The 12,271-nt window shown below is 65.4% G+C and carries 11 protein-coding genes; 8 read left to right on the top strand and 3 right to left on the bottom strand.

Features of this window, described 5'->3' with window-relative positions; translation table 11 throughout:
• Positions 1–120: 120 nt before the first annotated feature.
• On the bottom strand, positions 121–1,575 hold the full coding sequence (gene rpoN / locus LC083_RS07690; RefSeq protein ID WP_226699858.1) for an RNA polymerase factor sigma-54: 1,455 nt from the start codon (positions 1,573–1,575) through the stop codon (positions 121–123).
• A 26-nt stretch (positions 1,576–1,601) separates the two neighbouring features.
• Complete coding sequence (lptB, locus tag LC083_RS07695) at positions 1,602–2,372, bottom strand: LPS export ABC transporter ATP-binding protein (RefSeq protein WP_224832686.1); 771 nt, start codon at positions 2,370–2,372, stop codon at positions 1,602–1,604.
• Positions 2,373–2,562: 190 nt separating this feature from the next.
• On the opposite strand from lptB, the gene LC083_RS07700 reads away from it, so the two are divergent.
• The 3 genes from LC083_RS07700 (at position 2,563) to LC083_RS07710 (ending at position 5,748) form a co-directional block, all read left to right on the top strand.
• Complete coding sequence (locus tag LC083_RS07700) at positions 2,563–2,952, top strand: hypothetical protein (RefSeq protein WP_319003422.1); 390 nt, start codon at positions 2,563–2,565, stop codon at positions 2,950–2,952.
• 64 nt (positions 2,953–3,016) lie between these two features.
• Positions 3,017–4,363 (top strand): TldD/PmbA family protein, encoded by a 1,347-nt coding sequence (locus LC083_RS07705; RefSeq protein ID WP_226699859.1) that lies wholly within the window; start codon positions 3,017–3,019, stop codon positions 4,361–4,363.
• The gene (locus LC083_RS07710) at positions 4,360–5,748 is read left to right on the top strand and encodes a mechanosensitive ion channel family protein (protein WP_226699860.1); all 1,389 of its coding nucleotides are present in this window, start codon (positions 4,360–4,362) and stop codon (positions 5,746–5,748) included. Before LC083_RS07705 ends, LC083_RS07710 begins: the two co-directional genes overlap by 4 nt.
• 117 nt (positions 5,749–5,865) lie before the next feature.
• On the opposite strand, the gene ppa is transcribed toward LC083_RS07710, so the two are convergent.
• Positions 5,866–6,399, bottom strand: coding sequence for an inorganic diphosphatase (ppa, locus tag LC083_RS07715; protein WP_160608787.1), 534 nt, complete (start codon positions 6,397–6,399; stop codon positions 5,866–5,868).
• Between the two features lie 117 nt (positions 6,400–6,516).
• Between ppa and hisS the strand changes: the two genes are divergently transcribed.
• From hisS to lnt, 5 genes are all read left to right on the top strand, one after another.
• Positions 6,517–7,869 carry a histidine--tRNA ligase gene (hisS, locus tag LC083_RS07720; RefSeq protein WP_226699861.1) on the top strand — a complete coding sequence of 451 codons (1,353 nt, stop codon included), beginning with the start codon at positions 6,517–6,519 and terminating at the stop codon, positions 7,867–7,869.
• A complete protein-coding gene (prfA, locus tag LC083_RS07725) occupies positions 7,866–8,933 on the top strand; it encodes a peptide chain release factor 1 (protein ID WP_226699862.1) in 1,068 nt (355 codons plus the stop codon). The genes hisS and prfA overlap by 4 nt, the downstream gene beginning before the upstream one ends.
• Positions 8,926–9,750 carry a peptide chain release factor N(5)-glutamine methyltransferase gene (prmC, locus tag LC083_RS07730; RefSeq protein ID WP_226699863.1) on the top strand — a complete coding sequence of 275 codons (825 nt, stop codon included), beginning with the start codon at positions 8,926–8,928 and terminating at the stop codon, positions 9,748–9,750. Before prfA ends, prmC begins: the two co-directional genes overlap by 8 nt.
• A gap of 236 nt (positions 9,751–9,986) precedes the next feature.
• Positions 9,987–10,610: a DUF4167 domain-containing protein gene (locus LC083_RS07735; RefSeq protein WP_226699864.1), complete on the top strand. Its 624-nt coding sequence runs from the start codon at positions 9,987–9,989 to the stop codon at positions 10,608–10,610.
• Between the two features lie 64 nt (positions 10,611–10,674).
• Positions 10,675–12,270: an apolipoprotein N-acyltransferase gene (gene lnt, locus LC083_RS07740; protein ID WP_226699865.1), complete on the top strand. Its 1,596-nt coding sequence runs from the start codon at positions 10,675–10,677 to the stop codon at positions 12,268–12,270.
• Position 12,271: the final 1 nt, after the last annotated feature.

Below are 12,271 nucleotides of genomic sequence, written 5' to 3' on the forward strand. Positions count from 1 at the left end.
CCCAGTTCGCGGTAACGCCCCGTCAAGAGGTGTTGCCCGTTGTTAACCACAGGAGGTCTGAACGGAAAAGGTTAACGTGAGGTAAAGTGCGTTAAGATTTTTCGGTGTTGCAGAAGAGACTCACAATGATTTCAGCTTCTTCTGTCGGCGCCGTTCCGCGCTCGACCCGATACCGATGGCTTCGCGGTACTTGGCGACGGTCCGCCGGGCGAGGTCGAACCCCTCCTTGTTGAGGAGGTCGGCAAGCGCCTGGTCGGACAGGACCTTCTTGGGATCTTCGCCATCGCACAGGGCGCGGATGCGGGCCTTGATCGCTTCGGACGAAGCGCCTTCGCCGTCGGCGGCGGCCACCCCGCTGGAGAAGAAGTACTTCATCTCGAAGGTGCCGCGCGGGCAGTGCAGGTACTTGTTGCTGGTAACGCGGCTGACCGTGCTTTCGTGCATCTCGATGGCTTCGGCCACTTCGCGCAAAGTCAGCGGTCGCATGGCCGAAACGCCTTCGCGGAAGAAGCCTTCCTGCCGCTTCACGATCTCGCTCGCGGTCTTGAGGATGGTCTTCTGGCGCTGGTCCAGTGCGCGGATCAGCCAGTCGGCTTCGCCAAGCTGTTCGTTAAGCCATTTGCGCGAAGCCTTGTCCCGCGCCCCGGCTTCCAGTTCCACGTAGTATTCCCGATTGACGACCAGACGCGGCAGGCTCGCCTCATTGATGCGGATCGTCCAGCTGTCCTTCCCGCTCGGGCTGACGAGAACATCGGGTACGACCGCCGCCTCCGCAGTGCCACCATAGCGGCAACCGGGCTTTGGATCGTAGCTGCGCAATTCGGAGAGCATGTCGGCGAAGTCTTCATCGTCGACATCGCACAGCCGCTTGAGGCGCGCGATCTCGCCGCGCGCGAGCAGCTCCAGATTGTCGATCAGCCGCGCCATGCATGGATCGTAGCGGTCGGCTTCCTTCGCCTGCAGTGCGAGGCATTCGGCCACGCTGCGCGCACCGATGCCGGTGGGATCGAGCGACTGGACCAGCATGAGGCCGCGCTCGACCTCGGCCAGCGAAGTGCCGAGTTCCTCGGCGAGGTGGCGCAATTCGGTATGGAGGTAGCCCGCCTCGTCCAGCTCGTGGACGATCCGCGTCGCGATCAGCGCTTCGCGCCCGTCATGCGCCTGCGCGCCGACCTGGTCGAGCAAATGTTCGGCCAGCGTCGGGCCGTCCGAGCTGCGGTTCTCGAAATCGGGCAGGTCGCCTTCGCCGGCGCCGCTCGCGCCTGCGCGGCCCCAGTCGCCCATGTCGCCGGGCGCTGCATCGGGATCGAGTGCGTGCTGCGCGATATCGAGCGCCCCTTCGCCATCAGGGCCGGGAGCGCTGTCGTGTTCGCCGGCCGGCTCGGGCGCATCCGGCTCGCCCGCTTCGCGGCGCGTCTCGCCGATTTCTAGCAGCGGATTGCTCTCCAGAGCTTCGGCCACGAAGCTTTCGATTTCCAGATTGGACAGCGCCAGCAGCTTGATCGCCTGCTGCAACTGCGGCGTCATCACCAGCGATTGGGTTTGCCGGAGGTCTAGCCTCGGACCAAGCGCCATGGGTCAGCTCCGGGCGCGCGCCGTCGTCACAGCGTGAAGTTCTCGCCGAGGTAGAGGCGCTTGACGTTCTCGTCCGCCACCAGCGCCTCTGGTGTGCCGGCGAAAAGCACCTGCCCGCCGTATATGATGCAGGCGCGGTCGACGATTTCCAGCGTCTCGCGCACGTTATGGTCGGTGATGAGCACGCCGATGCCGCGGGTCTTCAAATCCTTCACCAGGTCGCGGATGTCGCTGATCGAGAGCGGGTCGATCCCGGCGAAGGGTTCGTCGAGCAGCATGATCGAAGGCTTGGCCGCCAGTGCGCGGGCGATTTCCGCGCGGCGGCGTTCGCCGCCCGACAGCGCCATGGCCGGGCTGGTCCGCAGCCGCTGCAGGCCGAATTCGTCGAGCAGGCGGTCGAGTTCCTTCTCGCGCGTGTCGGCATCGGGCTCGACCATTTCGAGCACGCAGTTGATGTTCTGCTCCACCGTCATGCCGCGAAAGATGCTGGTTTCCTGCGGCAGGTAGCCGAGACCGAGGATCGCGCGCCGGTACATCGGCAGCTTGGTCACGTCCTCGCCGTCCATCAGGATGCGGCCTGCATCGGGGCGCACGAGCCCCATGATCGAATAGAAGCAGGTCGTCTTGCCGGCACCGTTGGGGCCCAGCAGGCCGAGCACTTCGCCCTTGCCCACGGTCAGCGAGATATCGGTAAGGACCGCCCGCTTGTCGTAGCTCTTGGCGATGGAAATGACTTCCAGCCCGCCCTGCGGGATGGGCGGGGCGGCATCGTGCACCGCTTCGTTTTCAGGGCTCATGCTGACATCTGCCATGGGCCGCGCCATAGCATGGCAGGCCTTGCTGGAAACCCCCGAGGACGCCTCTTTCGACGAACTGGCAGGATTCCTGCATGGACTACATTGGAACAGTCCCGCGCAATGTCGCGCGCCATGCTTGCCAGCCTGCCGCAATTTTGAAACAATGCGAGTCGGAGAGAGAACGGGGAGAATGCCGATGGGCAAGGCGATCGAGGACAGTGCGGTGTCGGGGGCCGAACCTCGCGTTCACCGCAGGGACCTGCGAAAATCGATGAGCGACAATGTCGCGATCGCGCTGATCGTCTACACCGGTCTGCACATCTTTTTCACGGTCCACGCGATGAAGGAAGGCGTGTCTTCAACCGCCCCCTATTTCGCACTGGCGATCCTCGTCGCGCTTATCATCCCGGCCTGCCGCTGGTTCGAGAAGCGCTGGGCCAGTCTCACCGACGAAGAAGCGCATGGTTCGGAACTGCTCGGCGCGTTCCGCCGCGACCTCGTGCTGCTGTGGGGCCTCGCCATCGGGCTGCCGATGGTCCTGACCGGCCTGTTCAAGCTCGCCTACGCCGCTTTCGGCTGACCTTGCGGGGACGCCTCCCGCGCTCTAGCCGGACCCCGAACAGGTCCAGCGGAGTTACATTTACATGATCGATACCGACACCGCGCTCGCGCGCTGCCAGGACCTCGTCGCGCTGGCCCGAAGGATGGGCGCCGATGCTGCCGATGCCGTGGCGCGTGCCGATTCCTCCGAAAGCGTCAGCGTCAGACTGGGCGTGCTGGAAGAGGTGGAGCGGTCCGAAGGCGAGGAGATCGGCCTGCGCGTATTCGTCGGCAAGCGCTCGGCCTCGATCCACACCAGCGATTTCGCGCCCGAGGGCCTGCGCGCACTGGCCGAACGTGCGGTCGAAATGGCGCGCCACGCGCCGGAAGACGCCTATGCCGGGCTTGCCGGGGCCGACGCGCTGATGACCGGCGATCTGCCCGACCTCGACCTTTCCGACGATAGCGAACCCGGCCCGGAAAAGCTGCGTGAGATGGCGCTGGCGGTGGAAGATGCCGCGCGCGCTGTCGAAGGCGTGACGAACAGCAATGGCGGGGGCGCCAGCAGCGGCCGTTCGCTGGTGGCACTGGTCACCTCGGAAGGTTTCGCACGCGGCTATTCGGGCAGCGGCTTCTCGCTCTCTGCCAATGTCATCGCGGGCGAAGGCAGCACGATGCAGACCGATTACGCCACCCGCAGCGCGCGGCATCTCGCCGACCTGCCATCCGCCGCCGAAATCGGGCGCGAGGCGGGCGAGCGGGCGGTGGCGAAGGTCGGTCCCGGATCGCTGCCCAGCGGGCCGATGCCGGTGGTCTTCGATCCGCGTATCGGTGCAGGCCTGCTCGGCCACCTCGCCGGTGCGATGAGCGGACCGGCCATTGCGCGCAAATCCAGCTTCCTTTTCGGGCGCGAGGACGTGGCCCTGTTCGATAGCGCGATCCGCATCGTCGAAGACCCGCTTCGCGCGCGGGGGCTGCGCTCTCGTCCTTTCGACGGCGAGGGTGTCGCCTGCACGCCGCGCAACCTCGTCGAAGGCGGACGCATCACCGGCTGGCTGACGAACGTCGCCTCTGCCCGGCAACTGGGGCTCGGGCTGACGGGTCATGCTGCCCGGTCGAGCGGCGGGGCGCCCGGTGTCAGCCTTGCCAACGGTCACCTCGAGGCGGGCAGCGTCACGCCAGCCGAACTCATGACCGATATTGCGGACGGGCTTTATGTCACCGGACTGTTCGGGCAGGGTGTGAACATGGTAACGGGCGATTACAGTCGCGGCGCGACGGGCTTCCGCATTCGCAATGGCGAGATTGCCGGGCCGGTTGCCGAAATCACCATCGCCGGCAATCTGCTCGACATGTTCCGTGCAATGATCCCGGCAAACGATCTCGAAATGGACCGCGCGATCAACGTGCCGACAATCCGCATCGACGGCATGACGGTGGCCGGCGAATGAGGGCGCTCCTCGCCTCGCTCGTGTTGCTTGCGGCGACGCCAGCGAGTGCGATCCTGCCTGAGCTTTCACAGGAAGGCAGCGAGGCCTCCGCCCCTGTCGAGGTGCCCGTCCAGCAGATCGACGACACCATCGACGAGGGTGCGGACGACAGAATTGCAGAGCGAATCCGAGGCATTTTCGCAGAACTGCCGGCCTTTGCGGAGGTCGAGGTGTCGGTCAGCCAGGGCGTCGTCTCGCTGGGCGGCACGGTGCCGCGACAGGAAGACATCGCCCGCGCCGAAGCGATCGCCGGGCGCGTCTCGGGCGTGGTGACGGTCGAGAACGATTTGCAGCGCGACCTGTCCATCTCCTCGCAGGGCGAAGGGCTGTCGAGCCTTGCCGACCGCTGGTCCGGCTTCGTCGCGATGCTGCCGCTGATTGCGCTGGCGCTTGCCGTGTGGGGCGTGATCGCGCTGGTCGGCTACATCATCGCCGGGCTGGGCGTGCTGTGGCACAAGCTCGCGCCCAACAGCTTTCTTGCCGAACTCATCGCCAGCGCCATCCGCTTCGTCTTCATAGTGGGCGGCCTCGTGGTGGCGCTCGACATGGTCGGGGCGGGCGCACTGCTCGGCGCGGTGCTGGGCGGGGCGGGGGTCATTGGCCTCGCGCTCGGCTTTGCGCTGCGCGATACGATCGAGAACTACGTCGCCTCGCTGATGCTGTCCCTGCGCCAGCCCTTCCGCGCCAACGACTGGGTGCAGATCGACCAGCTGGAAGGCCGCGTCATTCGCCTCACCAGCCGCGCGACGATCCTCATGACGCTCGACGGCAATCACTTGCGCATCCCCAACAGCCAGGTGTTCAAGGCAGTCATCACCAATTTCACCCGCAATCCGAACCGGCGCTTCGAATTCGATCTCGGCGTGGATGCGGATGACGATGCCCGCGCGGCGCGGCAGCTGGGCCGCGATACGCTGGCGGCGCTCGACTTCGTGCTCGACGACCCGCCTGCCGAGGCGCGGATTGTCGAAGTGGGCGATTCGAACGTGGTGATCCGTGTCCTCGGCTGGATCGACCAGACGAAGACCGATTGGTGGAAGGCGCAAAGCCAGGCGATCCCGGCGGTCAAGGAAGCGCTGGAAGAGGCCGGTTTCGGCCTGCCGGAGCCGATTTACCGCCTGCGCTTCGACCCGCGTTCGGCCACCCTGCCGTTCGAAAACCGTGCGGAGGGCACCAGCGAGAAGGAACAGCAGGCGGCGAAGAAAGTGCGGCAGGTCAGCGCCGCGCCGCCTGAAGAGGACGTGCGACCGGTCGATGAAATCGTCGAGATGGTCGAGCAGGAACGTCGCCAGGCGGGCGGCGAGCAGGACAAGGACCTGCTCGACCGCTCACGCCCGGTGGAATGAGCCTTGCTGTCTCGCACCGACCTTCGTCGGTGCATCCTCGCTAGACGCTCAGCAAGCTGCGCCGCCTGCGGGCGGGCGGTCGCCCTTGCCGTGCCCGACCGGGCACGGATCGGGTTCCTACTTGCCCGCCTCGTAGCGCTCGATCGCTTCGATCACGATCTTGCGCGCTTCTGCGGCATCGCCCCAGGCGCCGACACGGACCCACTTTTCGGCTTCCAGGTCCTTGTAGTGGGTGAAGAAGTGCTCGATCTGCTGGAAGATGATGGACGGAAGGTCCTTCGTCTCGCCGACGTCCGAGTAATAGGGGAACGTCGTGTCGACCGGCACGCAGATCAGCTTTTCATCGCCGCCGTGCTCGTCTTCGAGGTTAAGCACGCCGATCGGGCGGGCGCGCACCACGCAGCCCGCGATGAAGGGCGAGCGCGAGATGACCAGCGCGTCCAGCGGGTCGCCATCGGGCGACAGCGTGTGGGGCACGAAGCCGTAATTCGCCGGATAGCGCATCGGCGTGTGCAGGATGCGGTCGACGAACAGCGCGCCGCTTTCCTTGTCGAATTCGTACTTCACCGGTTCGCCGCCGGTGGGCACTTCGATGATGACGTTGAGGCTCTCGGGCGGATTGTCGCCAACGGGGATCTTGTCGATGCGCATGCGCTACTCTTCTAACTAAGTTTAGGTTCGCCCCTCTCCCCAGAAAGACTTCGCGGCGCGCCCTAGCGCCTTGCGAAGGATTGCGGAAGGGGGACGATAGTCCTAATCGCGGCGCCCATGTCGAAAACACCACAGGCCATTCGCGGCACGCAGGATATCTTCGGTCCCGATGCGGAAGCATTCGCTTTCGTCGTCGAAACCTTCGAGCGCGTGCGCAAGCTCTACCGCTTCCGCCGGGTCGAAATGCCCGTGTTCGAGAAGACCGAGGTGTTCAGCCGCGCGATCGGCGAGACGACCGACGTCGTCTCGAAGGAAATGTATTCCTTCGATGACCGCGGCGGGGAATCGCTCACCCTGCGCCCCGAATTCACCGCCGGCATCGCGCGCGCCTATCTGTCGAACGGCTGGCAGCAGCACGCGCCGCTCAAAGTCGCCACCCACGGCCCGCTGTTCCGCTACGAGCGCCCGCAGAAGGGCCGCTACCGCCAGTTCCACCAGATCGACGCCGAAATTCTCGGTGCGGCCGAACCGCAGGCGGATGTCGAACTGCTCGCCATGGCCGACCAGATCATTCGCGAACTGGGGATCGAGGGCGTGACGCTCCACCTCAACACGCTAGGCGACGGCGACAGCCGCGAAGCCTGGCGCGGCGCGCTGGTCGAACATTTCCGCGCCGTGAAGGACGAACTGAGCGAAGATTCGCAGGAACGGCTCGAAAAGAACCCACTGCGCATTCTCGACAGCAAGGACCCGCGCGACAGGCGGTTCGTGGCCGATGCGCCGAAGATCGATGCTTACCTGTCGGACGACGCGCGCGCTTTCTTCGACGCGGTGACCGCGGGCCTCGATGCGGCGGGCGTGAAGTGGACGCGCGCGGAAAGCCTCGTGCGCGGCCTCGACTACTATCGCCACACCGCCTTCGAGTTCATTCCCGACGAGGGTAGCGAGGCTGCCGGGAAGCTCGGCAGCCAAAGCACCATCCTTGGCGGCGGACGCTATGACGGCCTGATGGAAAGCCTCGGCGGAGCGCCCACGCCTGCGGTCGGCTGGGCTGCCGGGATCGAGCGCCTCGCGATGATTGTAGGTGACAAAACCCCTCGCCAACAAACTGCGGCGGTCGTGATAGAGTCTGCCGAGGATCAGATTACCAACATTGCCATGATGTATGTGCGCGCAATGCGACATAACGGCGTACCCGTCTTAGTCTATCGAACCGGAAGCGTTAAAAAGCGCTTCGATAAGGCTCTCAAAGACGATCCGGCGATAATGTTCGTATTCAAGAATCCGCGAACTGAAGGTGAGGCGGCGCGGATTGACGTTCGCGTGGCTGCCCACAAGACCGGCGAATTGAACAAAGGGTTGGAAGCAAGGCCCGCGACGCTATCTCAGAATCTATTTTTGGTTGACCGTAGTATCTGGGGGAATGCGATCCGTAAGGGATCGGAATTGTCTCTCTTTTCCAAACAATGACGATCCCAGCCGAACGCCTTGACCAGATTGCCAACCGCTTCGCCGAACTCGAAGCGCGCATGGCTTCGGGCCAGCTGGAAGGCGATGCCTTCGTCCAGGCGAGCCGCGACTATGCCGAGCTCGAACCGGTGGCGAAGATCGCTGCCGAGGTGAAAGCCGCGCGCGAGGAGATCGAGAGCCTCGAGGAGATGCTGACCGATCCCGAGATGAAGGCGATGGCGGAAGAAGAACTGGCCACGCTTAGGAAGCGGCTGCCCGAGGCAGAGCGCCAGCTGGCGATCGCCATGCTGCCGCGCGACAGTGCCGACAACAAGCCCGCCATGCTGGAAATCCGCGCGGGGACCGGCGGCGACGAGGCAGCACTATTCGCCGGTGACCTCTACCGCATGTACGAGCGCTATGCCGCCGAGCAGGGCTGGAAGGTCGAGCCGGTCAGCATCAGCGCGTCCGAAGTCGGCGGTTTCAAGGAAATCGTCGCCAACGTGACCGGCACGGGCGTGTTCGCCAAATTGAAGTTCGAAAGCGGCGTGCACCGCGTCCAGCGCGTGCCCGAGACGGAGAGCGGGGGACGCATCCATACCTCCGCGGCAACGGTCGCCGTTCTGCCCGAGCCGGACGAGGTCGATGTCCAGATCGATCCGGGCGACCTCAAGATCGACACGTACCGCGCCAGCGGGGCGGGCGGCCAGCACGTCAATACGACCGACAGTGCGATCCGCATCACGCACTTGCCCACCGGCACGGTCGTCACCTGCCAGGACGGGCGCAGCCAGCACAAGAACCGCGAACAGGCGATGCAGGTGCTGCGCACCCGCCTCTACGATGCCCAGCGCGAGGCGACGCAGGGCGCCGAGGCAGAGGCCCGCAAGGCCATGGTCGGCAGCGGGGACCGGTCGGAACGCATCCGGACCTATAACTACCCGCAAGGCCGCGTGACCGATCACCGCATCGGCTTGACCCTGCAGAAGCTGCCCCAGATCATCGCCGGACCGGGTCTTGGCGAATTGGTCGACGCGCTGATCGCCGAGGACGAAGCCAAGCGGCTCGCCGCGATGAATGACTGACACGATCGCGGAAGCAATCCGCACTGCTGCGGAAAGGCTATCCGCGACCAGCGATACCGCGCGTCTCGATGCGGAATTGCTGATGGCGCACGCGCTGGGCATATCGCGCTCGCGGATGCTGATCACCATGATGCGCGAGGCACCTCCACCCGCTTTTGCCGAACTCGTCGAACGCCGTGCCGCGCGCAAACCAATCGCACATATCACGGGCGAGCAGGAATTCTTCGGCCTGCCATTGCGTGTCACTCCGGACACGCTGGTGCCGCGCGGGGATAGCGAGGTGCTGGTCGAGGCGGCGCTGGAGTTGAAACCAGATGCCGCGCGCGTGCTCGACCTTGGCACGGGGACGGGCGCGCTGCTGCTCGCCATCCTGTCCCACTGCACGGCGGAAGGGGTCGCGACCGACCGTTCTTCGGGCGCCCTTGCCGTGGCGCGCGACAATGCGGAGCGGCTAGGGCTTTCCGCGCGCACCCGCTTCGTGGAGCGCGACTGGACGCAAGAGGGCTGGAGCGACGGGCTCGGCCAGTTCGACCTCGTCGTGTCGAACCCGCCCTATGTGGAGAGCGATGCCGCGCTCGAACCCGATGTGCGGGATTACGAGCCGGCCTCCGCCCTGTTTTCCGGGCCGGAAGGACTTGACGACTATCGCGTGATTGTCCCTCAGCTTGGCAAGCTATTAATTCCGGGCGGGGTGGCAGTGCTCGAAATCGGCGCGACTCAAGCGGATAGCGTGTCTGCCATCGCCCGCGACTCGGGCTTCGATGTGACCTTGCGCCACGACCTTGCCGGACGGCCCCGGGCACTGATTCTCAGATAAGGCTTGGCAAAGGCGATTCGACGCTTTACCTCTGGCCACAGGCCAGTGGTGTGCGAAGGACTTCGTCCCACCGGTTCCAGCTCCGACATTGCAGTTTTGGTGCGAGGCTCCGGCCCCGCATACCATGCACGAACGGGGGCACGCAGGTCGCCATAGGTCGCGTCCTGCGCAAGGGGATACGCGGCTGTAGGTGGATCACAGGATTCGCGCCGCGCCAGTGATGAGGACGAATATCCTTGAACAACAATCGCAATAACCGTCGTCGCGGTCGCGGCAACAACCGGAACCAGGGCGGGGCAAATTCCGCCAACCGGATCGACAGCCGCGCCAGGGGCAATGCGCCCCAGCTGCTCGACAAGTACAAGAAGCTTGCCCAGGACGCCCAGCACAATGGCGACCGCGTGCAGGCCGAATACTACCTGCAGTTCGCCGACCACTACTTCCGCGTGATCGCCGACAACAAGGCACGCCAGGAAGAGTCCAAGGGCAAGCGTGACGACCGCTCCTCCGACGACGAGGATGATGGCGAAGACGAGGGTGACGACCACCGCGGCAACCGCCGCCAGCGTTCGCGCCGCGACGACGACCAGCAGGGCGGCCGCGGACGCAAGCAGCGCGACGGCAATGACGACGGCCGCGATGACCGGGACAATGACGTCGAAGCCGATGAAAAGCCCAAGAAGCGCCGCGGCCCCAAGAAGGCGCCGCGCGCCGTCGAGGGTGAACCGGGTGTCGAAGGCGAAATCGACGTGGCGGTCCTGCCGCCGGCTTTCGGCTCCAACGACGACGACAGCGACGAGAGCCCGGCTCCGCGCCGCCGTCGCCGCAAGAACGAAGACGCCGAAAGCGCCGTCGGCTGATCGCTCCGCGACCGGCTGACGCTTTCGCTTGCCATCGCCGCGCTTGTTCGTAACAGGCGCGGCAATGGATCGTCTTACCGGATTGCTCACCCGCTACCCGCTCCGCAGCGCCTTTGTGCTCGGGCTGGTCGCCGCGCTCGGCTATCCGCCGCTGCATCTCTGGCCGCTGGCGCTGGCCGGCATGGCGTTCTTCGTGAAGCTGCTGATCGAGCGGGACACGGCGCGCGGTGCGTTCCTCGCGGGCTGGTTGTTCGGCCTTGCGCATTTCACGCTGACCAACAACTGGATCGCGACTGCCTTCACCTTCCAGGCTGAAATGCCGGCCTGGCTGGGCTGGCTCGCGGTGCCGCTGCTCTGTCTCTATCTCGCTGTCTGGCCGGGGCTGGCCTCGCTCGGGGCATGGTTGCTCGCGCGGCGCGGCGGAACGGTGGCCTTTGCGCTCGCTTTCGGCGCGTTCTGGATTGCGGGCGAATGGTTCAAGAGCTGGATGTTCACCGGCTATGCCTGGGGGCCCTTTTCGCTCGCCCTGCTTGGCGGGTGGAGCACGCCCGGCGCGGCGATCGCACTGCCATTCACGGGGACCTACGCCCTTTCGGGCATTGCCGTGGCGCTGAGCGGATTGCTTACATGGATGGTCGCGGGCCGGCGGTGGGCCGTGCTTGGCGGTACACTGGCCATCCTTACCTTCGCCATGTTCCTGCCTGCCGGCGAAGAGCGTGAAGGCACGCTGCCACTCACGCTTGTCCAGCCGGATCTGAAGCAGGAGGATATCGACGATCCGTCCAAGTTCGAGGCCCAGTTCCGCACCATAGCCAGCCTCAGCCTGCCGCAGCGCGATGTCGAGAGGCGGCTCGTGCTATGGCCCGAAAGCGGTGTGCCCGACTACCTGCGAGAAGGCTATCCGCAGCGCTATTATGACCGCATGACTGCCGCCGGGGACCCGGCCTTCGCGCGGTTCCGCATTGGGCAGGCGATCGGCGAGGGCTCGCTATTGCTGACCGGCGCCACCGATCTCGAGATTGGCGAGGTTGATGGATACCGCCGGGCAACCGGTGCCTACAACACCATCACGCCGATCGAGGCGGACGGCACGCTGGGGCCGCGTTACGCCAAAGCGCATCTGGTGCCCTATGGCGAATATCTGCCGATGCGCGAAATTCTCGAGCCGCTCGGCCTTTCGCGCCTGGTGGCCGGGACGATCGACTTCATTCCCGGACCCGGGCCGCGAACCATCGACCTGCGCCAATACGGCAAGGCAGGCATGCAGATCTGCTACGAAATCGTCTTCAGCGGCGAAGTGGCGGAGCGGGGCGAGCGGCCCGATTATATCTTCAACCCGTCCAACGACGGCTGGTTCGGCAACTGGGGCCCGCCGCAGCATCTTGCGCAGGCGCGTATGCGCGCGATCGAGGAAGGCCTTCCGGTGCTCCGCTCGACGACCACCGGCATCAGCGCGGTGATCGATGCGCGCGGCGTGGTGCGCGATTACATCGGCCGCGGAGAGGCCGATCGCATCGACGGCTACGTGCCGCCCGCCGCCGCGCCGACCCCGTTTTCGCAGCTCGGGCACTGGCTCACCCTCGTCTGGGCGATCGTACTTCTGGGCGGATCGCTTGTTGCCATGCGCGCCAAGGGTCGTTACCTGTCGCAAGACACATAAA

Source organism: Qipengyuania gaetbuli, from assembly GCF_020524765.1.
Classification (GTDB): domain Bacteria; phylum Pseudomonadota; class Alphaproteobacteria; order Sphingomonadales; family Sphingomonadaceae; genus Qipengyuania; species Qipengyuania gaetbuli_A.